28 protein-coding genes are annotated in these 25,138 nt (G+C 65.5%); 13 read left to right on the top strand and 15 right to left on the bottom strand.

What is annotated here, in order from left to right; translation table 11 throughout:
- Positions 1–87: 87 nt before the first annotated feature.
- The 4 genes from DDZ17_RS17930 (at position 88) to DDZ17_RS17915 (ending at position 2,728) form a co-directional block, all read left to right on the top strand.
- Complete coding sequence (locus DDZ17_RS17930) at positions 88–303, top strand: helix-turn-helix transcriptional regulator (RefSeq protein ID WP_116368357.1); 216 nt, start codon at positions 88–90, stop codon at positions 301–303.
- A gap of 10 nt (positions 304–313) precedes the next feature.
- Complete coding sequence (locus DDZ17_RS17925) at positions 314–619, top strand: helix-turn-helix domain-containing protein (RefSeq protein ID WP_116368356.1); 306 nt, start codon at positions 314–316, stop codon at positions 617–619.
- A 199-nt stretch (positions 620–818) separates the two neighbouring features.
- Positions 819–992 carry a hypothetical protein gene (locus tag DDZ17_RS22510; RefSeq protein WP_157976718.1) on the top strand — a complete coding sequence of 58 codons (174 nt, stop codon included), beginning with the start codon at positions 819–821 and terminating at the stop codon, positions 990–992.
- Between the two features lie 1,118 nt (positions 993–2,110).
- Complete coding sequence (locus DDZ17_RS17915; protein WP_116368355.1) at positions 2,111–2,728, top strand: hypothetical protein; 618 nt, start codon at positions 2,111–2,113, stop codon at positions 2,726–2,728.
- A gap of 574 nt (positions 2,729–3,302) precedes the next feature.
- Here the strand turns inward: DDZ17_RS17915 and DDZ17_RS17910 are convergent.
- The 3 genes from DDZ17_RS17910 to DDZ17_RS17900 all read right to left on the bottom strand — a co-directional run bounded on the left by DDZ17_RS17910 (position 3,303) and on the right by DDZ17_RS17900 (position 6,468).
- Positions 3,303–3,851 (bottom strand): PilZ domain-containing protein, encoded by a 549-nt coding sequence (locus DDZ17_RS17910; RefSeq protein ID WP_116368354.1) that lies wholly within the window; start codon positions 3,849–3,851, stop codon positions 3,303–3,305.
- 212 nt (positions 3,852–4,063) lie between these two features.
- On the bottom strand, positions 4,064–5,083 hold the full coding sequence (gene epmB, locus DDZ17_RS17905) for an EF-P beta-lysylation protein EpmB (protein WP_116368353.1): 1,020 nt from the start codon (positions 5,081–5,083) through the stop codon (positions 4,064–4,066).
- A gap of 89 nt (positions 5,084–5,172) precedes the next feature.
- Positions 5,173–6,468: an NAD(P)/FAD-dependent oxidoreductase gene (locus DDZ17_RS17900; RefSeq protein WP_116368352.1), complete on the bottom strand. Its 1,296-nt coding sequence runs from the start codon at positions 6,466–6,468 to the stop codon at positions 5,173–5,175.
- A 115-nt stretch (positions 6,469–6,583) separates the two neighbouring features.
- On the opposite strand from DDZ17_RS17900, the gene DDZ17_RS17895 reads away from it, so the two are divergent.
- Positions 6,584–7,933: a glutamine synthetase family protein gene (locus DDZ17_RS17895; protein WP_116368351.1), complete on the top strand. Its 1,350-nt coding sequence runs from the start codon at positions 6,584–6,586 to the stop codon at positions 7,931–7,933.
- A gap of 104 nt (positions 7,934–8,037) precedes the next feature.
- The gene (locus DDZ17_RS17890) at positions 8,038–8,901 is read left to right on the top strand and encodes a hypothetical protein (RefSeq protein ID WP_116368350.1); all 864 of its coding nucleotides are present in this window, start codon (positions 8,038–8,040) and stop codon (positions 8,899–8,901) included.
- A 33-nt stretch (positions 8,902–8,934) separates the two neighbouring features.
- Here DDZ17_RS17890 and DDZ17_RS17885 read toward each other — a convergent pair whose 3' ends face one another.
- The gene (locus DDZ17_RS17885; RefSeq protein WP_116368349.1) at positions 8,935–9,141 is read right to left on the bottom strand and encodes a type II citrate synthase; all 207 of its coding nucleotides are present in this window, start codon (positions 9,139–9,141) and stop codon (positions 8,935–8,937) included.
- 118 nt (positions 9,142–9,259) lie between these two features.
- Here DDZ17_RS17885 and DDZ17_RS17880 point away from each other — a divergent pair, with 118 nt between their 5' ends.
- Positions 9,260–10,102 (top strand): LysR family transcriptional regulator, encoded by an 843-nt coding sequence (locus DDZ17_RS17880; RefSeq protein ID WP_116368348.1) that lies wholly within the window; start codon positions 9,260–9,262, stop codon positions 10,100–10,102.
- 98 nt (positions 10,103–10,200) lie between these two features.
- Here DDZ17_RS17880 and DDZ17_RS17875 read toward each other — a convergent pair whose 3' ends face one another.
- The 8 genes from DDZ17_RS17875 to DDZ17_RS17840 form a co-directional block, all read right to left on the bottom strand.
- Positions 10,201–10,419 carry a PA3496 family putative envelope integrity protein gene (locus DDZ17_RS17875; protein ID WP_116368347.1) on the bottom strand — a complete coding sequence of 73 codons (219 nt, stop codon included), beginning with the start codon at positions 10,417–10,419 and terminating at the stop codon, positions 10,201–10,203.
- Positions 10,420–10,816: 397 nt separating this feature from the next.
- Positions 10,817–11,335, bottom strand: a complete 519-nt coding sequence (locus DDZ17_RS17870) for a shikimate kinase (RefSeq protein WP_116368346.1) — start codon at positions 11,333–11,335, stop codon at positions 10,817–10,819.
- Positions 11,336–11,494: 159 nt separating this feature from the next.
- Positions 11,495–12,046, bottom strand: coding sequence for an HNH endonuclease (locus DDZ17_RS17865; RefSeq protein ID WP_116368345.1), 552 nt, complete (start codon positions 12,044–12,046; stop codon positions 11,495–11,497).
- A 172-nt stretch (positions 12,047–12,218) separates the two neighbouring features.
- Positions 12,219–12,524, bottom strand: coding sequence for a hypothetical protein (locus DDZ17_RS17860; protein ID WP_116368344.1), 306 nt, complete (start codon positions 12,522–12,524; stop codon positions 12,219–12,221).
- 133 nt (positions 12,525–12,657) lie between these two features.
- Positions 12,658–13,272 carry a fumarylacetoacetate hydrolase family protein gene (locus DDZ17_RS17855; RefSeq protein ID WP_116368343.1) on the bottom strand — a complete coding sequence of 205 codons (615 nt, stop codon included), beginning with the start codon at positions 13,270–13,272 and terminating at the stop codon, positions 12,658–12,660.
- 114 nt (positions 13,273–13,386) lie between these two features.
- Positions 13,387–14,739 carry an ATP-binding protein gene (locus tag DDZ17_RS17850; RefSeq protein ID WP_116368342.1) on the bottom strand — a complete coding sequence of 451 codons (1,353 nt, stop codon included), beginning with the start codon at positions 14,737–14,739 and terminating at the stop codon, positions 13,387–13,389.
- Positions 14,736–15,416, bottom strand: coding sequence for a response regulator transcription factor (locus DDZ17_RS17845; RefSeq protein ID WP_116368341.1), 681 nt, complete (start codon positions 15,414–15,416; stop codon positions 14,736–14,738). The genes DDZ17_RS17850 and DDZ17_RS17845 overlap by 4 nt, the downstream gene beginning before the upstream one ends.
- A 3-nt stretch (positions 15,417–15,419) precedes the next feature.
- The gene (locus DDZ17_RS17840) at positions 15,420–15,749 is read right to left on the bottom strand and encodes a hypothetical protein (RefSeq protein WP_157976717.1); all 330 of its coding nucleotides are present in this window, start codon (positions 15,747–15,749) and stop codon (positions 15,420–15,422) included.
- A gap of 224 nt (positions 15,750–15,973) precedes the next feature.
- On the opposite strand from DDZ17_RS17840, the gene DDZ17_RS17835 reads away from it, so the two are divergent.
- The 3 genes from DDZ17_RS17835 to DDZ17_RS17825 all read left to right on the top strand — a co-directional run bounded on the left by DDZ17_RS17835 (position 15,974) and on the right by DDZ17_RS17825 (position 19,167).
- On the top strand, positions 15,974–16,327 hold the full coding sequence (locus DDZ17_RS17835) for a hypothetical protein (protein WP_116368339.1): 354 nt from the start codon (positions 15,974–15,976) through the stop codon (positions 16,325–16,327).
- Between the two features lie 135 nt (positions 16,328–16,462).
- Entirely contained in the window at positions 16,463–18,463 is a 2,001-nt protein-coding gene (locus DDZ17_RS17830; protein WP_116368338.1) for a serine/threonine-protein kinase, read from the top strand.
- 59 nt (positions 18,464–18,522) lie between these two features.
- Positions 18,523–19,167, top strand: coding sequence for a hypothetical protein (locus DDZ17_RS17825; RefSeq protein ID WP_116368337.1), 645 nt, complete (start codon positions 18,523–18,525; stop codon positions 19,165–19,167).
- Between the two features lie 68 nt (positions 19,168–19,235).
- On the opposite strand, the gene DDZ17_RS17820 is transcribed toward DDZ17_RS17825, so the two are convergent.
- Both DDZ17_RS17820 and DDZ17_RS17815 read right to left on the bottom strand, forming a co-directional pair.
- On the bottom strand, positions 19,236–19,922 hold the full coding sequence (locus tag DDZ17_RS17820) for a thermonuclease family protein (protein WP_116368336.1): 687 nt from the start codon (positions 19,920–19,922) through the stop codon (positions 19,236–19,238).
- Positions 19,923–19,973: 51 nt separating this feature from the next.
- On the bottom strand, positions 19,974–21,209 hold the full coding sequence (locus DDZ17_RS17815) for a cyclic di-GMP phosphodiesterase (RefSeq protein ID WP_116368335.1): 1,236 nt from the start codon (positions 21,207–21,209) through the stop codon (positions 19,974–19,976).
- A gap of 247 nt (positions 21,210–21,456) precedes the next feature.
- Between DDZ17_RS17815 and DDZ17_RS17810 the strand changes: the two genes are divergently transcribed.
- From DDZ17_RS17810 to yghU, 3 genes are all read left to right on the top strand, one after another.
- Complete coding sequence (locus tag DDZ17_RS17810) at positions 21,457–23,070, top strand: class I adenylate-forming enzyme family protein (RefSeq protein ID WP_116368334.1); 1,614 nt, start codon at positions 21,457–21,459, stop codon at positions 23,068–23,070.
- A gap of 83 nt (positions 23,071–23,153) precedes the next feature.
- The gene (locus DDZ17_RS17805; RefSeq protein WP_116368333.1) at positions 23,154–23,597 is read left to right on the top strand and encodes a DUF2147 domain-containing protein; all 444 of its coding nucleotides are present in this window, start codon (positions 23,154–23,156) and stop codon (positions 23,595–23,597) included.
- 30 nt (positions 23,598–23,627) lie between these two features.
- Positions 23,628–24,473 (top strand): glutathione-dependent disulfide-bond oxidoreductase, encoded by an 846-nt coding sequence (yghU, locus tag DDZ17_RS17800; RefSeq protein WP_116368332.1) that lies wholly within the window; start codon positions 23,628–23,630, stop codon positions 24,471–24,473.
- Between the two features lie 106 nt (positions 24,474–24,579).
- Here the strand turns inward: yghU and DDZ17_RS22505 are convergent, their stop codons facing one another.
- Entirely contained in the window at positions 24,580–25,068 is a 489-nt protein-coding gene (locus tag DDZ17_RS22505) for an RICIN domain-containing protein (RefSeq protein ID WP_157976716.1), read from the bottom strand.
- Positions 25,069–25,138 lie beyond the last annotated feature (70 nt).

Here is a 25,138-nt window from a genome sequence, read left to right as displayed (position 1 = left end):
CCAACACCCATGAGGTAAATTTCTGATTTACCTAAGCAACTTTGAAAACCTAGCCATGTTCGATAACAGCCACAGGAGGCATAGAACATGGCACAACGTCCAGACCCATCCAAAGCACTTATCCGCCTGCCGCAAGTGCAGGCCATCGTTCCCTACAGTCGCAGTTCACTTTACGCACTCATTGCCGCTGGTGACTTTCCCGCTCCGGTAAAACTCGGTCCTCGTGCCAGCGCGTGGGTGAAGTCCGAAGTGGAAGCCTGGGCAGAAAGCCGTATCGCTGAACGCGAAGAATCGGCAGCGTAGGGGGTGAGTCGTGAAAAAGAAAAAGGCCACCCCGGAAGGCAGCCCCAAGCAATCGCCCTGCAATTCTACTGCCTCGCACCACCAGCGCCAACGGATACTCCAAGCACTTCAGGAAGTCGGTAGCCAGGGATTGACCACAATCCAGATGCGCGAGCAGTTGGACATTATGATGCCCGGTGCCCGCATCTTTGAATTGCGGCACCACTACGGCCACAACATTCAACTGATCTGGGACCGCGAGCGCACTGCGCAGGGCCACGAGCACACTTGTGGGCGCTACATCCTGTTCCCCGGCCAGTGGGAGGGCGCAGCATGAAATCGCCCAGAGAGCGCCTACAGGGTGATATAGCGACATTCCTGTCTGCTGGTGGGGTAATCCAGCAATACGACAGTGCGGACAATGCCAGTGCCAGAGGGCAGCCGGCACGGTCCCGCCGTGAGCAATTGGCACACCGTAAGCGCATGGACGGCTACGAGAGGCACAGTGCTGTCGCCCGGCGCAAGGGGGGTGGCGCATGAAACGCTATCGCTTTGAGGTTCGAGAAGAACTGATAACCCCTATCGAGGTAATGGCCGACAGTGAGCAGGAGGCCCGTGAGCGCGTTTTCAGGCAGGACCGGCACGTTACCCCTTTCGATACGATACGCGGCGATATACGGCTTGTGCTGCGCTCTGTGGACGACAACTAACCATGGGGCGCAACCGTAGCAAGGCAAAGTCTCGCGGCTCTGGTGGCGGTGGTTTTGGGGCGCTCCCGCGTGTGGTGTGGGAGCACCCTGACTATGGCAATTTGTCCGGCAGTGCTGCCAAGTTACTAATGGACCTCGCCTGTCAGTACAAAGGGCACAACAACGGCGACCTGACTGTAGCGCACTCGGTACTGAAGCCGCGTGGGTGGACGGCCAGAGGGACTATTAGCCGTGCGATACAGGAACTTCTGGACGCTGGGCTGGTGGTTTGCACACGGGAAGGGCGCTTTACCAATCCGGGTGGAAGGTGTGCTCTGTATGCGCTCGCCTGGCAACCGATAGATGACTGCCCCGGCAAGGCACTCACTGTAGCGCCCACAAGGACACCGCCGCGTAAGTTTTCACTCGAAACTAAAAAAACACCCTGTCCAGAAACTGGACAAGGTTCGGTCCAGAACGTGGACCGACAGAAGCCGAGGGACGGCAAGGGAAGGTATCTATCGGTCCAGAAACAGGACCGACTGAGGGTAGTCACCTAGTCCAGAACGTGGACGCCTTTATATATTTACCATGGGGTTACTCTTTTACAGAAGTACGAAAACAGCATGAAAGCGAGTCGCACGACACATTTGGGCCAGTATTCACTGGCGAGGGCTGACAGTCGCATTCAACAAGTGACGGTCATTGACTGCTATGGTGCGCCACCTCAAGACCTGGCCGGTGGTGATGCTGGCGGGGTGCGGGTATGTGCCCCGTACACCGGGGTGACAGAGGAAGGCCATGGCAAGGGCATTCGGGTACTGTGTGACCAGGACTTGCCTCAGTCTGAAGTGCTGCGGTTACTGCGGAAGGTGGTGGCCGCCATGGAGTCTCCGGCAGATCAAGTGCCGCTCTAGCGGGTGACTGTCTCTGTTTGCGGGCCTAAAAAGGGGAGAGCGGTCAGCGGTGCCCTTTGTCGTTGCCCAACTCCACAAAATGAAATCTTCCGACCGCACGCGCGAAAATCTGCCTACCCCTGCCGGTGACACCCCCTCAACCCAGATTTTTTACCCCACCCCCGGGTGCTGTGTAAGGGTTACACTTGCCAAAGTAATTAGTGAAAACCAGAGGACACCTTGATGGGCGGATGGGGCAGCGGGCCGCAGAGTAGCGAGCCAGACACCAGCGAAGCCAAGCGGGTGGACATTCGCTTTATGCGGAAACACGGCCTGCTACAGCCGGGCTATTCCAGTTCGCTGCACTGGACCTGCCGAGGTGAGCCAAGCGGATACATTCGCTACACCGTTGCCCAGGACGCCTCCGCCCTGACCCTCGATTACAAAGTACAGCTATATGGCGGCGACTGGGAGCCGATGAAGTACACCGTGCCCCTGGAGGCCATGCCCTGCCGCTACGGGGGTGAGCGCCAATACTTCCACTGCCCCAACCGGCAATGTGCCCGGCGCTGCGAGGTGCTGTATTCCCATGGGCAGTATTTCCTATGCCGCCACTGCTGCGGCTACCTCTACCCCAGCCAGAAGGGCGACAGGCTGGACAAGCTGCTGGAGGCCAAGCGCAAGATCGGTGCGCGGATTTTCGAGGACTGGGACGGCGTAGACGGCTGGTGCAAGCGGAAGGGGATGCACTGGCGCACCTTCGAGCGCGAGAAGCGGCGCTACTGGCAACTGGAGGACGCATGGCAGGGTGCATTCACTGACCGGGCGCGGGCGCTGCTGGGCGAGGGAGTGCGGCTGTAGGCCCCACGGGGGGGGAGTCCCTTCGCTGTGATCGCGGGCCATCTACCGCCCGAGGGTGATTTGCTGGTGCGCTAACTGTAAAAATCGAATATCAGGGCGGGCGAGGTTTTGGCAGCCCCTAAAGCCTAGTTATGAACGGTACGATTACGGTAAGGGAGAACCCCAAGATTTCCCCACGGCCCACCACCTCAGAGCACCAAGATTTCAGCAAGGCATAGTTGCCAATATCGGGGGTGAAAAAAGTAACTGGGGGTATATTTGGGGGTATAAGCGCATGCATGACTTCAGAAAGTGCATATTTATCAATTAGATATGGCGTCTATTCGGGCCATCTCACAGAATACGCAAACGGCCACCCATTTGGGTGGCCGTTTGCGTATTGGCTGTTTGCGCGGGTGAGCACCTCCGCCAGGTTCGACAAACTGTGCCTGCGGCACAGTTTGCACCGAGCCGCGCTAGCGGCGAAGGTCGTGCGCGACCCCGGCCGAGGGTCACAACAGGCCTGAGCCTGTTGTGAGTCATCCTTTACCTCAGCCTTGCTCGATCCAATTGCACAACACGAAGGGCGCTCAACTCACGCCAGGTTCCACTTCAAATCCAGGTTCTTGTCCAGCCACAGGGATTCCAGGGCGTAGAGTATTTCCGTCAGCATGGGCGGCGGTTTCAGGCGGCCGTCGTCACCGAAGATTTCTGGAAAATGAAAGGCGAAGCGGGTGTTGTTGTCGTAGCGGCGCACGAGCACGGCAGGCAGCTGGATGCTTTTGTCTTCAAAGGCGAGTTCGATGTGGGCCTGCAGGCCGGGGCTGGCTTCGAGGATGTCGGACTGCACGCGAATGCCGGTAATGCTGAGGTCGGCGGGGTGTACGGTGACGGCGCCCTGTTCGCTGCGCACGGTTACCCGCAGCTGGGCCAGCTCTTCGGGGCGCAGTTGGTCCAGGTCGAGGCGGTAGCCACGGCGGCGGTTGGCGCGGGCTTCGCTGTGGGCGCGGATGAATTCGGCGATCAGGGGTAGGTCTTCGTCGGCGATGCGGACCTCTTTGGCGCCGTCGCCGCTGCCGATGGTAAAGGCCATGCCATCACCTTCGCTGCGGATGCTCAGTTCTCCCGATTGTATTTGCTTCATAGTGAATCTCTTGCGCGGAACCCTGCCCGACTTATAGAGCAAGCACGGGTGCAATGGAACCGGTGGGAGCGTGCACTACCCAAAATTGGGAAGTGGTGAACAGTTCAGCGAACCGGGCTTCTGGGACCAGGCCGCTGGCGCTGGGTGGCGTGCGCCCTCACCGCTTGCGGGCAGGCAAAAAACCGGCGCGTCGAGGCGGGAGTGCCTGTGGCCTACAGGGGGGGCAGGACGGTCTTGGCGGGCTCGCCGGCAATTTCCCGCACCAAGCGTGGCACCAGGTAGCCGGGCAGGCGGGCGGTTATGGCGCCATGCAGCTCCCGGGCGCGCTGTTCGTTCACTTCGAAGTGGGCGGCCCCCTGCACCCGGTCCAGCAGGTGCAGGTAGTAGGGCAGGGCGCCGCGCTGAAACAGGGCTTCGCTGAGCTCGGCCAGAGCGTCAGCACTGTCGTTCACGCCGGCCAGCAGCACGGCCTGGTTGAGCAGGGTCATGCCGCGCTCGCGGATGCGTGAAAAGGCCGCCGCAACGCTGTGGTCCAGCTCGTTGGCGTGGTTGCAGTGCACCACCATTACCGACTGCAAGCCGGGCGGGGTCAGTGCGTCCAGTAGCGGTGGCGTGATGCGATCTGGCAGCACGATGGGCAGGCGGCTGTGGATGCGCAGCCGCTTCACATGGGCAATGGCGGCAATGTCCTGGCACAGGGCGGCCAGGTGGTCGTCCTCGGCCACCAGCGGGTCGCCGCCGCTGAGGATGACTTCGCTGATGCTGCTGTCCTGGCGCACGTAGTCCAGGGCCTGTTGCCATTCGCGCCGGCTGTTGCGGTTGTCGGCGTAGGGAAAGTGGCGCCGGAAGCAGTAGCGGCAGTTCACCGCGCAGCCGCTGGCCACCACCAGCAGCAGGCGGCCGCGGTATTTGTGAATGATGCCGGCGCGGGGGTTGGCGCCGCCAATCTCCCCGGTGGGGTCGGTGCCAAAGCCGGGGGCGGGCGTCAGTTCGTCGGCGCTGGCCAGCACCTGGCGCAGCAGGGGGTCTGCCGGGTCGCCTGTGCGCATGCGCTGCACAAAGGCGCGGGGGACTTTCAGGGGAAAGTCGCGGCAGGCCGCCGCGCTCATGCCTACCTGCTCCGGGCTCAGGTTGAGCGCGCGCAGCAGGCTGGCGCCGTCGCTGATGACGCTGCGTAATTGTTCGCGCCAGTCGGCGGGAGCCGCTGCGGGTGCGCTTTGGATGATGTGCATGGAGTGGGTGAGCGGTGCCTGAGAAATGACGGAAACAGTAAAAGTGACGGAAATGGCGGCGGCAGGGTGACTGCTGTGGGCGGGCCGGCTCAGCCCAGCCGGTCACGCAGGGCGTAGAATAACATGCCTGCCACCAGCCCGGGCCAGCGCAGCAGGGTGCCCCCCGGGAAGGTATAGGAGGGCACCTGCGCCATCAGGTCAAAACGGCTGGCGTTGCCGTGGATGGCTTCGGCCAGCAGTTTGCCCGCCAGGGTGGCCGTGGGCACGCCGTGGCCGGAGAAGCCGTGGGCGTAGAACACCTTGCCCGACAGGCGCCCGAAGTCGGGCATGCGGTTCAGGGTAATGGCCAGTGTGCCGCCCCAGCCGTAGTCGATGCGGGTCTGTTCCAGTTCGGGGTAGATGCGCAGCATGTAATTGCGCACAAAGCGCTTGATGTCGGCCGGGAAGCGCCGGGTGTAGGATTCGCCGCCGCCGAACAGCAGGCGGTTGTCTGCGGACAGTTTCCAGTAGTTGATCACAAACAGGGTGTCGGACATGGAGGTGTCGTCGCGGATCAGGCGCCGCGCCAGCCCGGCGTCCAGCGGCTCGGTGGCCAGCATGTAGTTGTTGATGGGCATGATGCGCCCGGCGGTGCGCGGCTCGAGCTTTTCCAGGTAGCCGTTGCAGGCCAGCACCAGATAGCGGGCATTCACCTGGCCCTGGTCGGTCTTTACCCGCACTTTGTCGCCTTCGCTGTAGCCCAGTACCCGGCTGCCCTCGAACAGCCGGGCGCCGAGCTGCTGGGCGGCGTCGGCAAGGCCCAGGGCGTAATTCAGCGGGTGCAGGTGGCGGCAGCCGGTATCCAGGGTGGCGCCGTGGAAGCCCTGGCCGCTGGTCATCTGTGCCAGTTCGTCGCCATCGACGTAGCGCACCTGCTGGTAGTTGTACTCGCTGTGCAGGTGCGCAACGTGCTCGCGCAAATCGTCGGCGTCGCCGGGTTTGGAGGCCACGTGCAGGTTGCCCTGCTTCAGCTCGCAGTCAATGCCGTACTCGTCAATCAGGGCGCAGACGGTGTCCACCGCCTCCAGGCCCAGGTCCCACAGGCCGTGGGCCGCTTCTTTGCCCACCCACTTTTCCAGGTCGTGCTGGTCGGCGCGCTGGCCGGTGCCCACGTGGCCGCCATTGCGCCCGGAGGCGCCCCAGCCCACCTTGTTGGCCTCCAGCAGCGCCACGCTAAAGCCGAGCTTGCGCAGGTGAATGGCGGAGGAGAGGCCGGTGTAGCCGCCGCCGATAATGCAGACGTCGGCGTCCACCTCGCCCCGCAGGGGCGGGAAGGCGAGCTGACGGTTGGCGGTGGCGGCGTACCAGGAATCCACATGGGCCTGGTTCTGTGGGTGTTTTGTCATGGGTGAACTATAACGGTTGCCAATGGGAGCCACGGATACCACGTTAGGGTTAGCCCCACTTGCGGCCATGTGGTGCCTTCAGGATACTCAGTGCTTTCACCACTGTGGAGTCCCCATGGACACCGATATACAGGCGATCAAAGATTGGCTTCGCGAGCACCGCATCTCCGAAGTTGAATGCCTGGTGCCGGACATGACCGGCAATGCGCGCGGCAAGTTCATTCCCGCCAACCAGTTTCTGGGCATGGGTCATCCCAAACTGCCCGAGTCCATCATGATCCAGACCGTCACTGGCGAGTACTGTGACGACCACTGGGACTTCGTCGAACCCACTGACGCCGACATGATCCTCAAGCCCGACCTGTCCACCCTGCGGGTGGTGCCCTGGGCCCGGGAACCCACCGCCCAGATCATCCACGACTGCTACAAGCCCAGCGGTGAGCTGCACCCGCTGTCGTCACGCTCGGTGCTGCGCAACATTCTCAAACTCTATGAAAAAGAGGGCCTCAAGCCGGTGGTGGCGCCAGAGGTGGAGTTTTACCTGGTGGCCAAGAACACCGACCCGGACTACGAGCTGATGCCGCCCAAGGGGCGCTCCGGGCGCCGCGAGTCGGCGCGCCTTTCCTACAGCATTGACGCGGTCGCGGAGTTTGAGGACTTCGTGGAGGATATGTACGACTACGCCGACGAGCAGCAGCTGCAGGTGGATACCCTCATCCACGAAAATGGCGCGGCGCAGATGGAGATCAACTTCCTGCACGGCGACGCCCTCAAGCTGGCGGACCAGGTGTTTGTGTTCAAGCGCACCGTGCGCGAGGCGGCCCACAAGTACGGCATGTATGCCACCTTCATGGCCAAGCCCATGCAGCGCGAGCCCGGCAGCGCCCTGCACATTCACCAGAGCGTGGTGCGCGCCGACAACGGCGAGAATATCTTCGCCGACAAGGACGGCAACTTTACCGACGCCTTCCTGGCCTATATCGGCGGCCTGCAGCGCTACACGCCGGAGCTGATTGCCCTGTATGCGCCGAACGTCAATTCCTATCGCCGCCTGGCGCCGGATATTGCCGCGCCCATCAACCTCAACTGGGGCTTTGACAACCGCACCACCGCTTTTCGGGTGCCCCACGACAAACCCGCGGCCACCCGGGTGGAAAACCGCTTCCCCGGTGCCGACGCCAACCCCTACCTGGCCATTGCCGCCACCCTGGCCAGCGGCTACCTCGGAATGAAGCTCGGCCTCAAGGCCACCGAGCCCCACCAGGGCACCGCCAACGAGGACGAAGTGGAGGTGGCGCGCACCCTGGAGGAAGGGCTGCGAAAGCTCCACGACACACCAGAGCTGCAGGATATGTTCGGCGACCTGTTCCTGCGGGCCTATGCGGCAGTGAAGCTGGATGAATTCGAGGAGTTCAACCAGGTGATCAGTTCCTGGGAGCGCGAGCACCTGCTGTTGCAGGTGTGAGCTGAGCGGGCCGGGTGAGCGCGGGGCGGCCAATGGCGGGTATCGGTGGCGCAAGCGAGGCCAGCGGCTTGAGAGAACGAAGTGACGGCAGTGGAGCGGGCGGCGTGACAGAGCAGGCAACCTGGCTTGGCAGCGATCGCCGCTACCGCATTTTCACCTTTGTGAAATACCTCACCTATTTACTGCTGTGCCTGAACGTCTACCTGTTTCTGGACGAAGAGCTGACCGCCCTGCAGTACACCTTTACCGGCGGCGTGGCCCTGGGCCAGGTCATCCAGGTGTTTGCCACCACCATCGATACCGCGGCCTGGGTGGTGTTGCTGCTGTTGTTTGAGCTGGAAACCTCGGTGCTGGACGATGCCCGCATTCGCGGCGGGGTGAAGTACGCCCTGCACGGGACGCGCCTGCTCTGCTCGGTCGCTATCGTTTATGCCTTTACCGGCTACTATGCCGAGGCCGTTACCCTGCATCAGGTGACAGCGATGGCCACCCAGGACGCCTGCAGCCTGCTGGGACAGGGGTTTTCCGTTCTGGTGGACCTGGATGAGTACCTGCCGCTGGCGGCGGACAACTGCGCCAACTATGGCGCCCCGCTGTTTCGCTTGGCGGATTTCGACATTGTGGCGGATGCCGGGCACCTGCGGGATGCCCAGTGGCTGGCCTGGACCGATGTCATCAACGCCGGCGCCTGGATTCTGGTGGTGGTGGTGCTGGAAGTGGAGGTGCGCCTGCAACTGCGTGGGCACTTGTCCGACCGCATCATGGCCGGCACCCGCTATATCAAGTTCGTGCTGTACATCACCCTGTTTGCCGCGGCGGCCTACTGGGGGGTGGCTGGCGACTTCCTCGACTTCTGGGATGCCGCGCTGTGGCTGTTCGCCTTTATCTTTATCGAGATGAACGTGTTCGAGTGGCAACAAACCAGCCCCGGCCCGGCCGCCGGCAAGCCGGCGGCCGCTTCGGCCTGAGGTGGCTGTGTGCCGGGCAGAGCGCCGGCCCGGCTAGACCTCTTCGTCCAGCCCGATGTGCTCAATGCGCGGATATTCCCGCCACTGGAAGGTCTGGCGGTGGTCGCATATCAGGCAGCGGTGCTCAATGTCGCCGCTGTGGGCATCCATCTCGCCGCAGCGCGTCATCATGCCGGTGCCACAGGCATCGCAGATGTAGTTGACCTCTACCGGGCGCACTTCGCGTTTCGTTTCGGGCATCCGTCTGTCTCCTCGATTGGGGCGCCTATGCTAGCGCGACTGCGGTGAACGCGGAAGCGCTCTTGATTAGCGGCCAGCGGCCGCTAAGCTGTGCCGGAACCCGACTGGAAGGCGCCCGGTGGATACCGAACTGCTCCGAACGTTTCTTGAAGTCCGCAATACCCGCCATTTTGGCCGTGCGGCGGACAATCTCTGTATCACCCAGGCGGCGGTGAGCGCGCGCATCAAGCAGCTTGAGGAATCCCTCGGCGTGGCGCTGTTCACCCGCACCCGCAATAACATCCAGCTCAGTGCCGAAGGCGAGCGCCTGGTGCCCCACGCCGAAACGGTGCTGTTGGCCCTGGCCCGGGCCCGGCACGAAGCGCAGCTCGGCGGTGCCGAACAACGCCAGTTGCGCATTGGCCTGCGCAGCGGCCTGTGGGGCGAGGCCCTGCAGCGCAAAATTGCCGCCCTGCGCGATGGCGACCCGGGGCTGTGTCTCAGCATGACCAGCCTGGAGCCCGGCGAGGCCGTGCGCAGGCTGCTGGATCGCTCCCTGGACTGCGCCCTGCTGTGCGACCCGCCGGGGCTGGCGGACCTGGATAGCCTGGCGGTGGGGGAGTTCAGCCTGCGCCTGTACGGCAGCGGCGGGCGCCAGTCGCTGCGCCGGGCCATGAATGGCGACTATGTTTACGTGGACTGGGGCGGCAGTTTTGCCCGCTTTCATGTGCGCCATTTTGGCGACCAGGCCCTGCCGGGATTTAGCACCAATATCGTGGAGCTGGCGCTGGCCTGTGTCAGTGAGGGCGGCGCCTGCTACTTGCCCGCCGGCCAGCGACAGGCCCTGGCTGGCCGTGGCCTGCTGCCGGTGCGGGGTGCGCCTGTGTACACCCGCCAACTGTCGCTGGTGTTTCATCCCGATGCCACCCAGCGCGACACCATAGAAAGCCTGGCCCGGCGCTTTGCAGGGCTGCGCTTGTAGGTGCGGGTGAGGGTGGCAGGCCCCGGCGGTGGGGGAGGGGAGCCCGTTGCGGCTGCAAGGGCAGCCGCACGCGAATGCGGTTGGACCAGGACCGCGGTTTAGAAGTCGTCCAGTTCCAGGTCGTAGTAACCCAGTTCCTCGCGCAGGCGACGCTGTTCGAGTCGCTGCTCGGCGCGACGGCGCTTTTCCGCCAGGCGCTGCTTTTCAGTGGATGCGGGAACGAAGTCGTCGTCGCCGTCCGACAGCTCGGCCATCATTGGCTCGAAAAAGTCGTCGAGGTCGTCGCTACTCGCCGTATCCTGGTTGGTGTCACCCATGGTTTGCTTGCCTCCAGCAGATGATTTTTACCACGTCATCTCGGCGCAAATATCACTCAGGGCAGGGGGTGAGTAAATCAATATTTTGTTGCCGCAACGATAAATAAAAATTGTCGTAATTCGAGAGGGTCGTGCGCCACAAATGCGTGAATACGCGGGAAATACAGGGATATTTGGCGGTAGGTGGAAAGGAGACCGCCGCGCCGTTACGCATCCTTGCGCGAGCCGGGCGGGGGGCGGGGGCGCCCGGGTGTCCTTGTGCCACTGATCGGCGCGGCGGTCTCCACCAAGTACATGGCAAAACCTGTGCCAACCCCCTAACACCGGGGATTCGGGCAGGTGATGGGGCCTGGAATGCGTCCGCTGGCCGTCCGCCGGACAGGGGCGGACGTGTCCGTCAGCGGGCGGTGACCGCGGCGAGAATCAGGGCGGCGACGGTATCGGCGCTGCCGGCACAGCCGTCCACGGTGAGATCGGCGTAGCGTTCGTAGAGCGGGGTGCGCTCGGCAAACACATCGGCAAAGGTCTGTGCCGCGCCGCTGGCAATGCCGCGGCGCGGCGCTGCCGCCACCCGCGCTTCCAGCACCGGCAGGTCCACCTGGATGTACACCACCGGCCCGGCCTCGCGCAGGCGCTGCATGATGGCGTCGCTGTACACCACACTGCCGCCGGTGGATACCACGGCTTTTTCCAGGTCCACCGCCAGCAACACTTCTTCTTCAATCTGGCGCAGGGCCATGTGGCCGCGCGCGTCCACAATTTCCTGCAGGGTGGCGTCTTCGCGCAACTGGATGGCCAGGTCGGTATCGGAAAAGGCAAGGCCGGTGAGCTTGGCGAGAATCACGCCAACGGTGCTTTTGCCGGCGCCGGGCATGCCGATCAGGCTGATGGTGGAGGGCAGGCGGGGGTCAGTCATGGGGGCATGTCCGGGTTGGGGCTGTGTGGTCTGGGGGGGTGGATAGGCAAAGAGGCGCCATTATCCGGCTCCATGGCGCAGGCACAAGTCTGGCGGGGAGAGCCCGGCAGGGTGAGCGCGCAGCGTGTTTCAGTCAGCGGGTTCAGTCAGTGGGCCCGTTCAGTGAGCCCAGTCGCGCTCGGCGTGGAACTGGCGCGACAGGTAGTCCATCTGGTCCGCCAGAATCCGCTCCTTGGCCAGGAAGTGCCACTCCCAGATATTGGGCCGAAAGGGCACCGCCAGCAGTGGCATGTGGGCCTCTTCCGGGGTGCGGTTGTCCTTTGCCCAATTGCAGCGCTTGCAGGCGGCAACCACGTTTTCCCAGCGGTCGAGGCCGCCACGGGAGGTGGGCAGCACATGGTCGCGGGTGAGTTCGGCGCGGCTGAACTGGCGCCCGCAGTAAAGGCAGCGGTGGTCGTCGCGGCGAAACAGCGTGCGGTTGCACAGCGATAATGTGAAGCCGGATACGATGCGGCCCTGCAGGGCGATGATGGGTTGCAAATCGATGCGCGAACGCTGCCCGGTGAGGCGCTGAATGCCGCCGAACACCGGGGGAAGCGGATCCCCGACGCCGTACACGACATCGCCCCTGGCATAGGCGGAAATCGCCTCCTGTGCGGTAATCCAACCGCGTGGTTGGCCCGCAAGATCCAGTTTCAGGATGGGTTGCATGGGCTGCCACAGTAGTGGGTTTCATCAAAGCTACTGCAAAACGCGCGGTGAAACAATCACAGGAAAATGACACGTGAAAGGGCAGTGAAGGGCGCCACTTTGGCGCTGGGCCGGGCCGGGCGCCTGGCGCGGGACCAGGCGGCCCCCCGGGGCCGGGAAGCCGCTGCGTGGGTCAGGCAGCCTGTGCGGTGTCGGCGGTGCTCTCGCCGCGAAAATCGCTCAGGAAGGCGGCGAAGCGCGGGCTGTCTTCGGCCGCCATGCACAGCAGGTTGTGGTACACGGAGCTGTCCAGCAGGCAGATACACTGCTGCAGCAGGACGTCGCCCCGGTAGGCCATCAGGTGGATGTTGCGCTGGTCGGCGATGTCCCAAGCCATGCGGGTCATCCACACGGCGGTGCTCTGGCGCAGGCCCAGGCCGTGGCTCAGGCGGTCTTCAACCGATGCCATGCGCAGCTTGGTTTTGAACGTACTGATCATTGCAGTCTCCTTCGGAATACGTGGGATTGGGGGTCAGTGCAAGAGTGTAAGAAAGCGCGCGGCGCCAGCGTATTGCCGGGCGCGCCAATCGCGTGGCAGCGGGCGCCACGCCTGTGTTGGTGGCGCCGGCGGGCTAGCAGGCGCGCCAGCTGGCGCTGACCAGGGGCTGCCCGGCGTGCATCACGAGGCCGGTAAAGGTTTCGCCGGCGTTCACCTTGCCAACGCCTGCTGGGGTGCCGGTCATGATGATGTCGCCGTCTTCCAGCGTCATAAAACTGGCCAGCTGTTCCAGCACCACCAGCGGCGGGTAAAGCATCAGGCTGACATCGCCCTGCTGGCGCACGGCGCCGTCCACCTCCAGCACCAGGCCAAGGCCCTGGGGCCCACCGGCGGGCAGCGGCACAAAGTCGCTGAACAGGGCGGCCCCGTCGAAGGCCTTGGCGCGCTCCCAGGGCAGGCCCTTGGCCTTCAGCTGGCTTTGCAGCTCGCGCCGGGTGAGGTCGAGGCCAAAACCCACTGCCGTCAGGGCGCCGCCGGCCACTACAAAGGCCAGTTCGCCCTCGTAGTGCAGGGGCTCGCCCACATGGGATTGCAGCTGGCTGCCGATGGCGGAGTTGGGCTTGAGGAAGACCACCATGTCCTGCGGCATCTCATTGCCCAGCTCTTCAATGTGGGCGACGTAGTTGCGCCCCACACAGACAATTTTGGAGGGCGCGACAGCGCGCCCGTCGACGGTGACTGTATTCATCCCGGGAGTGCTCTTGCTGGCGGCGGTTGAATGGACGGGGCCGGGCTGGAGGCCCGGGCGGGCGCATTCTAGCCGCGCCGCCAGGCAGCGGCAAGCGGCGGTCCCCCGGGCGGTTCAGGCGGGAAAGTGCAGGCTGAGGCGAGCACCGCCCAGGGCCTGCCCGTCACCAATGTGCAGCGCGCCGCCGTAGCTGGCGGCAATATCGCTGGCCACCGCCAGGCCAATGCCCTGGCCGGGGGTCTGCGTATCGGCCCGGCTGCCCCGCTGGCGCACGCGCTCGCGCAGGGGCGCTGGAATGCCCGGGCCATTGTCTTCCACGGCAATGGTCAGTTCCTGCGGGCCCTGCCGGGCCTGGATGCGGATGCTGCCGGCTCCGTACTTGCAGGCGTTGTCCAGCAGGTTGCCGAGCATTTCCAGCAGGTCCCGCTCGTCGCCGCGGAACGCGGGTGCGCCTTCTATTGCAAGGTCAAAGGCCGGTTTGCGGTCGCTGTAGACCTTGGCCAGGCTGGCGCACAGGCGCTCGATGACCGGTGCGACTGGCACCGTTTGCAACAGGGTCTGGCCGCCGCCAATTCCGCGCTGCAGCTGGTAGTCGACAATGTCCTGCATGCGTTGGGCCTGCTCGTGCACCAGGGTGGGAAAGCTCGCCTGCGTTGGGTCGGCGCTGGCCACTACGGCCAGCGGGGTTTTCAGGCTGTGGGCCAGGTCGGCGAGGGTGTCCCGGGCCCGCTGGCGGCGCTGCTGCTCACCTTGCAGCAGGCGGTTCAGGTTGGTGGTAAGGGGCCGCACTTCCGCCGGATAGGCGCCCTCAAGCCGCTCGCTGCGCCCGGCTTCGATGGCGGCAATGTCACCCGCCAGGCGGCGCAGGGGCCCCAGGCTCCAGTACAGCACCAGCGGCAGGGTGAGGGCGAACAGCACGGTGGAGCCGCCCAGCCAGAGCCACAGATGGCGGCGGTAGGTGGCCAGGTCCGCATCCACCGCCGCGCTGCTCTCCAGCACGCTGAAGCGCAGCGGTATCTCGGCGCCGGTGGCGGTTTCCCAGATCACCTGGTAGTCCAGCCGGTAGAGCTCACCCTGGCGCTGGAAGCGGCGTTCGCCAGCACCCAGCGGCGCGCCGTGCCAGCGGGCCGCCAGGGTCAGGGCCGAGCGCGACTGCCACAGCACCTGGTTGCCGGCGCCGGTAATGCGCGCGTACAGGCCCGAGCTGGCCTGGTTCAGGCGCGGTTCCAGCATCTCGGTGGGCATTTGCAGGCGGTCGCTGTAATCGGCCTGGGCTAGCAGGGTCAGCACCTGCAGTTGCAGGCGCTCGGCCTGGGCGGCTTCGATACTCAGGCGATGGCTGCGCTCCAGGTACAGCCCGCTGCTGCCCAGAAACAGCAGCACCAGCAGCAGGCTGGCCAGCAGGATGCGGGCCGACAGCGAGCGCCGGTAAAGGGCAGAGGACGGCAGGGCCGCCGGCGTGCTCATCGCTCGCCGCCCGGTGCCAGGCGGTAGCCGGCGCCGCGCACAGTCTCAATGGGCTTGAGGCTGCCGTCGGGGTCGAGTTTACGGCGCAGGCGGCCCACGAAAACCTCGATCACGTTGCTGTCGCGGTCGTAGTCCTGGTCGTAGAGGTGGTCGATCAGCTCCCCCCGGCTTACTACCTCGCCGGCGCGGGCGGCCAGGTAGGCCAGGGTCTCGAATTCAGAGTGGGTCAGCTCGACCGGCTGCCCGTCGCGGCTTACGCTGTGGCCGCGAAAGTCGATGCGCAGGGGGCCGAAGGTGGCGCAGTCGTCGGCCCGGCCGGCGGCGCGGCGCAGCAGGGCATGGGCGCGGGCCTCCAGCTCCGGCAGGTGGAAGGGTTTGGTCACGTAGTCGTCGGCCCCGGCCTCCAGCCCCTCTACCTTGTCCTGCCAGTCCGAGCGGGCGGTGAGGATCAGCAGGGGCAGGGTAAGGCCGTCGGCGCGCCAGTCGCGCACCAGCGCCATGCCGGAGCGCTGCGGCAGGCCCAAATCCACCAGGGCGAGGTCGAAGGTGTATTCCCGCGCCAGATAGTCCGCCTCGCGCCCATCGGCGGCTTCTTCCACCCGCCAGCCCAGCGCCCGGAAGTGCCCGGCCAACTGGCTGCGCAGGTGGTGGTCGTCTTCAACAATCAGCAGGCGCACGGCTCAGTCCTTGACCGTAACGGTGACCACCCGGCCGCTGTCCAGCAGCAGGCGCACCCGGTAGCCCTTGCCCTGGCGTGTCACCTTCAGCACCTTGCCGCCGTGGCTGGCCTGGGCCCGGGCCGCTGCCTGCTGGGGAGATAGCCGCGCCTCCTGCTGCGCCTGCGGGCGCCGTTCGTCGCGCTGCCCCTGGCGGGCCTCGCTGAGGGCGGGTGTCGTCAGGGCCAGTGCCGCCAGGATCAGGCAGAACGCGGCCAGCAGCCGTCGCCGGCGGGATGGGTCCGGCCGCGCATGGGCGTGCAACTGGGCAAGGCGGGGAAAAGGTCGTGACATGGTTGCGCAGTGGGCTCTGGTCAATGGCGGTTGCGGCAGATGGTAGCGCCATCCGTGGCGGTGTCATACCGGCCGCTGCGCCGTGGGCAGGGCTGCAAGCCTAGCGCGGGCCAGATGAACAGTGCCTGAACAGCGGCTGCGCAATCACTGCGCGCTGTTCAGCTTGTGTTCATACGCTGTGTCCTATGGTGGCGACGACGTCACGGTAACGAAGGAGCTGCGTCATGAAACACCTGTTAACTCTGCTGACCCTCGGTGCGCTGCTGGCAGGCGCCAGCAGCGCGGCCCTGTCTGACGACCGGCATCGCGGCGACCGCCATCACGGTGATCGTGAGCGCTGGCACCACGAATATCGCGATCACCACCGGGCCAAGCACTACCGCAAGCACCACGCCCCGCCGCACTGGAAAAAACACTACCGGGGCAGCCACTGGCACCGCCACCCGGACTGGCGCCGCCACGACAGCGGCCACTACCTGGGCGGATTCTTCGGCCTGCCGGGCATCAACATTTCACTGCGCCACTACCATGAGGGGCGCGCCTGCTACGACCGCCACGACAGGCGCCGCCACCACTAGCGGCCGGTGGGGCCCGCCAACAGGGCAGCTGGGGCCGCAGGGCCCCGCTGTTAACGCAGGCATGTCGCTCACTGTTTTTGATCACGGGCAACTCCTATACTCTGCCATGGGGCGGCAAGTGGCCGCCTCGCAGGCATGGACTGGCCGTTCGGCATTCGCCGGGCGGCCCAGGCAAGGGGCAGCCGTGTGGGAGAACAAAGCAATAACCGATCAGGTGACGCGCCAACCGTAACCGGTAGCGACGCCACCGAAGTCAACACTAACAACAGCACCAAACAGGGCACGCTCACCGGCAGTGCCACCGCCACCGGCTTCGACCGGGCCGCGGAGATGGCCCGCGAGGCACAGAGCCAGCAGGGGCGCCTGCTCAATGGCCGGTTTGTGCTGGAGGACATCCTCGGTCGCGGTGGTATGGGCCTGGTGTACAAGGCCCAGGATTTGCGCAAGGTGGAGGCGGAGGACCGCAACCCCTATATCGCGGTGAAAGTGCTGGGCCAGCAATTCAGCCAGCACCCGCGGGCCTTTGTGTCCCTGCAGCAGGAGGCGGTGAAGTCGCAGAAGCTGGCCCACCCCAACATTGTCACGGTGCACGACTTCGACCGCGAAGGCGACACCATCTACATGACCATGGAACTGCTCAAGGGCGACCCCCTGGACGCCCTGCTCAAACTGGAAGCGCCCTTCAGCAAGGAGGTGGCGCTGCGCTACTTTCGCGACCTCTGCGCCGGCCTGGAATATGCCCACAAGCGCGACCTGGTGCACTCCGACTTCAAGCCGGGCAATATCTTCGTAACCACCGGCGGCACGGCCAAAATCCTCGACTTTGGCATCGCCCGGGCGGCCAACAAGAATGCCCTGAGCCACGACTTTGACGCCGGCGAGCTGGGTGCGCTGACCCCGGCCTACGCCACGGTGGAAATGGTGCGCGGAGAGCCGCCGCGCTTCAGCGACGACATTTACGCCCTGGCCTGCGTGTTGTATGTGATGCTGACCGGCGACCACCCCTTCCAGCGCAAAAGCGCTGCCGAGGCGCGGGAAGCGGGCTTGAAGCCGGCCCGCCCCGAGGGGCTCAGCAACCCCGAGTGGCAGGCGCTGTCGGCGGCGCTGAGCTTCGACCCGGCCAAGCGCCCGCCCACCATTGCGGCCTTCCGCGATGCCCTGATTCCGCCGCGCCGGGGCAGTGCCCGTGCCGCCATCGCCGCCATTGTGGTGCTGACACTGGTGGGGGGCGGCTGGATTGGCTGGCAGCAGTACCGGGCCGGCCAGGCCCAGCAGGAGGCCATCCAGAGCCGGCTGAAAACCGCCCAGGACTGTTTTTTCAGCGGTGATTTTGCCTGCGCGGCGGAAAACGCCCTGGTGGCCAGGAACCTGGCCCCGGACAACTCCGAGGCCGAGCGCCTGTTGAGCGCGGCGCGCAAGGAACAGGCCGAGCGCCAGGCCACCGCGCAGATCGAGGCGCGCCTGCAAGAGGCCCGCGACTGCCTGGACGCCAAGGACTTTGCCTGCGCCCGGGTGAAAGCGCGGGAAGTGCTGGCCCTGCAGGCCGGCGAGCCCCGCGCCGAGGCACTGCTGGAGCGGGCCGAGCGCGGCAGCCGGCAGCTGGCGATTGATGCGATTGTGGCCCGCGCCCGGGCTTGCCTGGGCGAGGGCGACCTGGATTGCGTGCTGGCGGCGGTGGATGAGGCCGAGGCGGCGGGAGCCTCGGGGGCCGAGCTCTACCCTCTGCGCCAGCAGGTGGCACAGCAGCAGGCGCAGCAGCAGGCCGAGCAGGCCGCCCTGCAGGCCCAGCTTGATGCGCTGTTGCAGGAAGCCGAGGACTGCCTGAAGGCCTCGCGCTTTGACTGCGTGGCCGATAAAGCCGACGACCTGCTGGCGCTGGACGCCGGCAATACCCGGGCGGTGGAACTCAAACAGGCATCGGCCTCGGCCCAGGCCCAGGCCAGAATGAACCAGCGCACGGCGGACGCCCTGCTGGACGACGCCCGCGACTGCCTGGCGGCGCGCAATTACAGCTGCACCATCGCCAAGTCTGAATCCGCCCTGGCCATTGTGCCGGGCTACGGGCCGGCGCGTGAACTGGTGCAGCAGGCCGAGAATGCCCAGCGCGCGGCGAAAAGGAATATTTCCATTGAGTAAGCTATTTTTGATGTATGTGCAGATTGTGATGTATGTGCAGAGGCCACAGGAGGTGCCGTATGCGTAAACCCAAACCCCTCAGCCTGTGCTGCGCCGTGCTTTGCGCCGGTTATGTGAGCAGCGCCAGCGCGGATTTTTTCAGCCGTCTCAAGGATGTGGTGGAGGACACCGCCAAGCGCACCACCGAGGCGATCATCGTCCAGAAGACCCAGGAAATCATCCGCGACATGATCATCGGCTACACCTCGGTGCAGACCAAGACCCCCGAGGAGGTCAACCGCGACTATGAAAAAGAAACCGGCTCGCGGCCGGTGAACACCACCGTGTCGGCCTATCGCACCCAAATTTTGCCCGGCGATGCGGTGAGCCCCGGCACCAAGGTGCGGGTGAAGTCCTACATTGAGGTGGTGGAGGGCAGCAGCGGCAAGCCGGTGGTGCTGGAGGAGCGCCTGACCATCTGGGACAACGAGGACAACACCATCGCCCTCAAGGCCATGACCAAGGAAGCCGGCGAGCGCGGTGGCGGCTTTACCGGTGAGTTCAGTTTCACCCTGCCCGAGGGCCTGCCCCAGGGCGTGTACCCGGTCAGCTCCGACCTGATGCTGAACGGTGAGCTGGTGGGCGACAAACGCCACAGCCTGCAACTGGTGTGGCTTGGCGACAGCGGCCACCTGCTGGTGGCCGCGGCGCCCGCCCGGTACTGATTGCCTCCATTGGCTGCCACCGTTCGCTGCCGGGTGCGCCCGGCCTTGCCTGATTCCCTGCTGCGCCCCTAGCGGCGCCGGTGCTCCCGGCGCCATTGCCAGGGCGCCTGGGGATTGTTGCGCGCCCACAGGCCGATGCGTTGCTGCCGGGCGTTCTGCTCGGCGGCCTGCAGGGCCCGCTCGTGGGGGGCGTGGTGCTGGTACCACCAGGCGTGGCCGGCGCCCACCAGGGCCAGGTTGAGGTTGTTGCTGCCGATGTACACGGTGCCCACGGCGCGCCCGTAGTCGTCCCTGTCCACCACAACCACTCCGGCCTGGCGTTGGTAGGCAAGGTCGGTCAGGGCTTTGCGCGCGGCCTGGCCGCCGGCCTGGGCCAGCTCCGGGCTGTCGATGCCGTACAGGCGAATCTTGTGCTGTTCACCCCCCGCGTCCAGCAGCGACAGGGTGTCGCCGTCTGCCACCCGCACCACCCGGCCGCTCAGGTCGAAGCGCGGTAGTGGGCTACCTTCGCGGCGCTGGCCCTGCGTTTCCAGTGCGTCGGAGGCCTGGCGCCAGCCGGCGTCGGGGCGGTTGAGGGTCTCTTTGGCCTGTTCCAGCAGTTGCTGGGGCCAGCGGATCTCGCCCTGGGTGACGAGTTGCAGCGCGCTTGCCGCCAGCGCCAGAAAAACCAGATTGCGCAGGCCGCGGGCCCAGGGCGCGCGGGCAAAGGATTTTGCGGCGCCGCGCCGGTGGCGGCGAAAGGGTGGTCGGGGCATGTGCGGGTCTGTCCTGGCGGGCCAGGGGCCATGATACCCCAGGGCTGCCCGCTACAGGCCCGGCAGGCGGATGGCCGAGAGGTCGATGCTGTAGGCGCCCGGTTCCAGGCTGCGGCGAATCAGCAGGGGCTCGTCGTTGTCCGCCGTCTCTTGCAGGTCGATCACCCGCGGCGCCCCCAACTGCCGCTTGCCGTTGTCCAGCAGCAGCATCACCTTGGGTTTCAGGCGGCGCACCCGGCTTTCCGCCACCACCACGCCGATCTCGCCGGAGCTCAGCTCCACCAGGGTGCCGGCGGGGTACACGCCAATGGCCTTGATGAAGGATTCCACCAGTTCGGCCTGGAATTTCACATCGCGCATTTCGTACAGCGTTTTGATCGCCGCCGAGGGGCTCATGGCCCGGGCATAGGCGCGTTCGCTGGTCAGCGCGCCGTAGGTGTCGACGATGCCCGCCACCCGCGCCACCGGAGGGATTTCGTCGCCCCTGAGGCCGGCGGGGTAGCCGCTGCCGTCGTAGCGTTCGTGGTGGTGGGCCACCATGTCCACCACATCCTGGTTGAGAATGCCGCTCTCGCGCAGGATGTCCTGGCCGTGGTGCACGTGCTGGCGCACCTGCCGCACTTCCTCCGGGCGCAGTTTGCGGCTGGCCTTGAGCATTGTCGGGTCGATGCGCAGCTTGCCCACGTCCATCAGCATGGCGCCCATGGCCAGCGAGCGCAGGTCGCGCCGTGGCAGGCCCAGTTCGCGGCCCAGGGTCACCGCCCAGATGGCGGTGCTGAGGGCCTTGTGGTAGCTGTATTCGTCGTGGTGCTTGAGGCGGGTGATCCACAGGCAGGCGTCGGGGTTGCGGCTCACGCTGCCGATCAGCGGCTCCACCGAGCGCTTGAGCTGGGCGGCGCGGATTTTGCCCCCCTCGTTGACCTGCTCGAACACCTGCCACAAGTCCTCGATCAGGGTATCCAGGGCCGCTACTGCCCGAGGGTGCTCCTCTTCAAAGTTGCTGTCGTCCCGGTAGGGGGCCAGGTCGCGATCCTTGAAAATGCCGCTCACCGGCTGCCGGCGGCGGCTCTGGCGCATTTTGCCCTGCAGCGAGCCTTCGCTCTGGCGGCTCTTGCGCGCATCCACCAGCACATAGCTGCAGAAATTGCGCAGCTGTTCGATCTGCTGGGGGGTCTCGATGCGAAAGCCCTGGATGGGGAAGGGTGTTTCCAGCCAGGAGCGATCCAGCGCGCTGACGTACATGCCCTGCTCCAGATCCTTGGTCAACACTTTGATGGTGGTCAGCATACGGTTCTCGGCCCCCTGAGCGCTGCGGCATTCCCTTTCTGGCAATCGCTGCCCGAATAGCCTGCGTGAATAAGCAAAGTCTACGGCGCCCCCCCGGCGCCGGCAGCGGTTTTCTGGCGAAAAGTCGAGAAATCGCGCGCCCGGTGCTCGCGCCGGTTTTGCCCTGGCGCAAAGCCCGTACCCGGCGTGGTGCGCTTCGTGCTAGCCTCCACCCCCTGAACGCGCGGGATCACAGAAGGAGGCGCCGTTGCCAGCAGGGGACAGTCCACACATCGGCACAGCGCCGGCCGCCAGCGCACAACCGCCGCGCACCCTGCCGGAGATACTCTCGCAGCAGGCCGCCCAGTCGCCCGATGCCACGGCCCTGTGGTGGCAGGGCCAGCGCCTCAGTTACGCCTACCTGCAGCAGCGGGTGGAAGAACTGGCCGACACCCTGGCACAGCAGATGGCGCCGGGGGAGCGGGTGGGGGTGCTGGCCTGGAACTGCCCGGCCTTTGTCGAGCTGATCTACGCGGTGCCGCTGGCGGGGCTGGTGCTGGTGCCGTTGAACGCCCGGCTGGCGCCGGCGGAATGGCTGTACCAGTTGCAGCAGGCGGGGGTTACCCTGCTGGTGGGCGACGCGGCCCTGCTGGATGCGCTGGCCAGTCACCCCGACAGCCCGGCCAGCCTGCAACGGGTGTCGCAGGTGTCGTTGGGCGATGAGTTCGAAACCTGGCGCTGCGGCGGCGGGCACCAACGCAACGGGCACCAGCATGACGGGCAACCGCCGCTGCCGACACTGCAGCCAGACGATGCGGTGTGGATTCTGTTCACCTCCGGCTCCACCGGCCGCCCCAAGGGGGCGGTGCTCAGTCACAGCGCCTTCCTGGCCGGGCTGGAATCGGCCGCCCTGGGCCGCCCGGTGGCGCCGGGAGATCGGTACTTCTATCCCTTCCCCCTGTTTCACGTGGCGGCCCACAACGTATTGCTGCAGCACCGCTACGGCGCCGCGGTGGTGCTGGCGCGCAGCTTCGAGGCCGGCGACACCCTGCGCAGCTGCCGCGAGTTGGGCGTTACCACCCTGTCCCTGGCCCCCACCATGATCGCCATGTTGCTGGAGCACCCGGACTTCTCGCCGGCGGATCTCGCCACCGTGCGCTCCATCGGCTACGGCGCCGCCGCCATGCCGGAATCGCTGCTGCGGCGCCTGCTGGCCCAAACCCGGGTGGGCCTGTGCCAGAGCTACGGCATGACAGAGCTGGCCGGGAGTATTTCCTTTCTCACCCCGGCCGACCACGCCCGGGCCGCGCAACAGGATGCCCACCTGTTGCGCTCGGTGGGGCGCCCCCTGCCCACCGCCGAGGTGCGCCTGGTGGATGAGAGCGGCCGCGACTGCCCGCCGGGGGAGCCGGGGGAAGTGCTGGTGCGGGCGCGCCAGTGCATGTCCGGGTACTGGGGGCAGCCAGAAGAGAGCGTCCGGGCGCTGGCGGACGGCTGGCTGCACACCGGCGATATCGGCCGCTTTGACGAACAGGGCTACCTCTACCTGGTGGATCGCAAAAAAGACATGATCATCAGCGGCGGCGAGAATGTGGCCTCCCGCGAGGTGGAGGAAGTGCTGCGCGGCCACCCTGCGGTGCGCGACTGCGCGGTGATCGGCCTGCCTCATGCCCGCTGGGGCGAGGTGGTGGCGGCGGTGATCCAGCTCGCCGATACGGTGGACGACGAGACCCTCACCGGGCACTGCCGCAGCCAGCTGGCGGGCTACAAAACCCCCAGGCGCTGGCTGCGGGTGGACGCACTGCCCGTCAACGCCGCCGGCAAGGTGGACAAACCGGCCCTGCGGGCGCAGTTTGCCGAGGAGGCCTGCCCGGCGGTCTGACGGGTCGGGTCAATAACAAGCGACTAACTAACGTAAAACCCACGTAAAACCCACGGATAACAACACCAACAAAGGAGCACATCATGAAACGCGCATTCACTTACCTCTGCCTGCTGTGCCTGAGCACACTGGCCCTGGCCGATGGCCCAAGCCCGGTGGGGCAGTGGCGTTCCATCGACGACGAGACCGGTAAGGCCAAGGGCGTGGTGGAGGTCAGCATCAACAATGGCGAGCTCAGCGGCCGCCTGCTGAAGTTGCTTGACCCCTCCGAGCCCAACCCGGTGTGCAAGGCCTGCGACGGCGAGCGCAAGGGCCAGCCCATTGAAGGCATGGTGATCCTGTGGGGCTTGAGCGGCAGTGGCGCCACCTGGGAAGACGGCAAAGTGCTGGACCCGGAGAGCGGCAAGGTCTACGACGCGGCGGTCAAGGTGATCGACGGTGGCGAGCGGCTGGAGCTGCGTGGTTACATGGGCGTGTCCTGGTTGGGACGCACCCAGGTATGGGAGCGTATCGACACCGCGCCCTGACTTCATCCGACCAACAGCGAGGAATACCGCATGAGCGATGCCAGCAGCACCTATACACCCCCCCGTGTTTGGCAGTGGGACGCCCAGGACGGCGGCCGCTTTACCAATATCAATCGCCCCATCGCGGGGCCCACCCACGACAAGGACCTCCCGGTGGGCGAGCACCCCCTGCAGCTCTACTCCCTGGCCACGCCCAACGGGGTGAAGGTCACGGTGATGCTGGAAGAGCTACTTGCGGCGGGCCACAGCGGCGCCGAGTACGACGCCTGGCTGATCAACATCAGTGAGGGTGACCAGTTTGGCAGCGGCTTTGTCGGCGCCAACCCCAACTCCAAAATTCCCGCCATGGTGGATCGCAGCGGCGCAGAGCCGGTGCGTATTTTCGAGTCCGGGGCCATCCTGGTACACCTGGCGCAGAAGTTCGGGGCCTTCCTGCCCGAGGCGCCGGCGGCCCGGGCTGAATGCCTGTCCTGGCTGTTCTGGCAGATGGGCAGCGCGCCCTTCCTCGGCGGCGGCTTTGGCCACTTCTACGCCTACGCGCCAGAAAAGTACGAATACCCCATTAACCGTTACACCATGGAAGTGAAGCGCCAGCTGGACGTGCTCGACCGCAACCTGGCAGAGCGCCGCTTCCTGGCAGGGGACGACTACACCATCGCCGACATGGCCACCTGGCCCTGGTACGGTCAGGTGGTGATCGGCAATATCTACGAGGCGCAGGAATTTCTCGACGTCGGTACCTATACCCACGTAGCGCGCTGGGCGAAGGAGATTGCCGGGCGTGCTGCGGTGCAGCGGGGCGAGCGGGTCAACCGCGTATGGGGGCCAGAGGAACTGCGGGTGCCCGAGCGCCACAGCGCCGCCGACCTGGACTGAGCCGCGGCCGTTGGCAGCCCGCCCGGGCTGCCAAAACCCCCGCCGGGCAGGGGCGTAAAGTTCGGTTGGGGATAGGCGTGAGGCGAGCCGGCTGGCCCGCCATGGCTCAGCCGAATTTCTGCTGCTGGGAAGCGCTGCAGGCGGCGGTCACCACATTGCCGCTGGCGGCTTGCAGGCAATGGTTGAAGCCGTTCTTCAGCCGGCCCTTGTCATCCAGCTGCCACTGCTGATCCTTGCTGCCGCCACAGGTCTTCAGCACCACATTACTGCCGGGGGTCTGTGCCTTGGCGTTGACCGCCACGCACATATCGCCGTGGCTCAGCAATTGCTGCTTGGGGTTGATCTGCCACTTCTGGCTGTTGGCGCTGCTGTCGCATTTGCGCATCACCACGTTCACGCCGGCCTTGGACGGGTCGCCCGCAGCCTGCATGCACTGGCCGTTGGGCAGTTCAAAGGCGCGGAACTTGCCCTCTTCCTCCACAATCTTGTGGCCTTCCTGCTGCATCTTCTTGAGGGCGTCTGTGTTGAGATCGATGGCATAGGCGCCGGCAGTACACAGGGCCAGCAGGCCCGGTATGAGGAAGCGATGTTTCATGAGCGTTATCCTTACACTGTATGATCGTCTGGCAGGCCCAGATACGCCGGCTGGCGGCGTGTGCAGCCAG

It is taken from the genome of Parahaliea mediterranea, assembly GCF_003402235.1.
Lineage (GTDB): Bacteria > Pseudomonadota > Gammaproteobacteria > Pseudomonadales > Halieaceae > Parahaliea > Parahaliea mediterranea.
This window is presented reverse-complemented; position numbering and strand designations above follow the sequence as displayed.

What these genes read in the sequence shown, in the direction of transcription:
- DDZ17_RS17930 (WP_116368357.1), top strand. Translation starts at nt 88, where the DNA reads ATGGCACAACGTCCAGACCCATCCAAAGCACTTATCCGCCTGCCGCAA.
- DDZ17_RS22510 (WP_157976718.1), top strand. Translation starts at nt 819, where the DNA reads ATGAAACGCTATCGCTTTGAGGTTCGAGAAGAACTGATAACCCCTATC.
- DDZ17_RS17915 (WP_116368355.1), top strand. Translation starts at nt 2,111, where the DNA reads ATGGGCGGATGGGGCAGCGGGCCGCAGAGTAGCGAGCCAGACACCAGC.
- DDZ17_RS17910 (WP_116368354.1), bottom strand. Translation starts at nt 3,851, where the DNA reads ATGAAGCAAATACAATCGGGAGAACTGAGCATCCGCAGCGAAGGTGAT.
- epmB (WP_116368353.1), bottom strand. Translation starts at nt 5,083, where the DNA reads ATGCACATCATCCAAAGCGCACCCGCAGCGGCTCCCGCCGACTGGCGC.
- DDZ17_RS17900 (WP_116368352.1), bottom strand. Translation starts at nt 6,468, where the DNA reads ATGACAAAACACCCACAGAACCAGGCCCATGTGGATTCCTGGTACGCC.
- DDZ17_RS17895 (WP_116368351.1), top strand. Translation starts at nt 6,584, where the DNA reads ATGGACACCGATATACAGGCGATCAAAGATTGGCTTCGCGAGCACCGC.
- DDZ17_RS17885 (WP_116368349.1), bottom strand. Translation starts at nt 9,141, where the DNA reads ATGCCCGAAACGAAACGCGAAGTGCGCCCGGTAGAGGTCAACTACATC.
- DDZ17_RS17875 (WP_116368347.1), bottom strand. Translation starts at nt 10,419, where the DNA reads ATGGGTGACACCAACCAGGATACGGCGAGTAGCGACGACCTCGACGAC.
- DDZ17_RS17870 (WP_116368346.1), bottom strand. Translation starts at nt 11,335, where the DNA reads ATGACTGACCCCCGCCTGCCCTCCACCATCAGCCTGATCGGCATGCCC.
- DDZ17_RS17865 (WP_116368345.1), bottom strand. Translation starts at nt 12,046, where the DNA reads ATGCAACCCATCCTGAAACTGGATCTTGCGGGCCAACCACGCGGTTGG.
- DDZ17_RS17860 (WP_116368344.1), bottom strand. Translation starts at nt 12,524, where the DNA reads ATGATCAGTACGTTCAAAACCAAGCTGCGCATGGCATCGGTTGAAGAC.
- DDZ17_RS17855 (WP_116368343.1), bottom strand. Translation starts at nt 13,272, where the DNA reads ATGAATACAGTCACCGTCGACGGGCGCGCTGTCGCGCCCTCCAAAATT.
- DDZ17_RS17850 (WP_116368342.1), bottom strand. Translation starts at nt 14,739, where the DNA reads ATGAGCACGCCGGCGGCCCTGCCGTCCTCTGCCCTTTACCGGCGCTCG.
- DDZ17_RS17840 (WP_157976717.1), bottom strand. Translation starts at nt 15,749, where the DNA reads ATGTCACGACCTTTTCCCCGCCTTGCCCAGTTGCACGCCCATGCGCGG.
- DDZ17_RS17835 (WP_116368339.1), top strand. Translation starts at nt 15,974, where the DNA reads ATGAAACACCTGTTAACTCTGCTGACCCTCGGTGCGCTGCTGGCAGGC.
- DDZ17_RS17830 (WP_116368338.1), top strand. Translation starts at nt 16,463, where the DNA reads ATGGACTGGCCGTTCGGCATTCGCCGGGCGGCCCAGGCAAGGGGCAGC.
- DDZ17_RS17825 (WP_116368337.1), top strand. Translation starts at nt 18,523, where the DNA reads ATGCGTAAACCCAAACCCCTCAGCCTGTGCTGCGCCGTGCTTTGCGCC.
- DDZ17_RS17820 (WP_116368336.1), bottom strand. Translation starts at nt 19,922, where the DNA reads ATGCCCCGACCACCCTTTCGCCGCCACCGGCGCGGCGCCGCAAAATCC.
- DDZ17_RS17815 (WP_116368335.1), bottom strand. Translation starts at nt 21,209, where the DNA reads ATGCTGACCACCATCAAAGTGTTGACCAAGGATCTGGAGCAGGGCATG.
- DDZ17_RS17805 (WP_116368333.1), top strand. Translation starts at nt 23,154, where the DNA reads ATGAAACGCGCATTCACTTACCTCTGCCTGCTGTGCCTGAGCACACTG.
- yghU (WP_116368332.1), top strand. Translation starts at nt 23,628, where the DNA reads ATGAGCGATGCCAGCAGCACCTATACACCCCCCCGTGTTTGGCAGTGG.
- DDZ17_RS22505 (WP_157976716.1), bottom strand. Translation starts at nt 25,068, where the DNA reads ATGAAACATCGCTTCCTCATACCGGGCCTGCTGGCCCTGTGTACTGCC.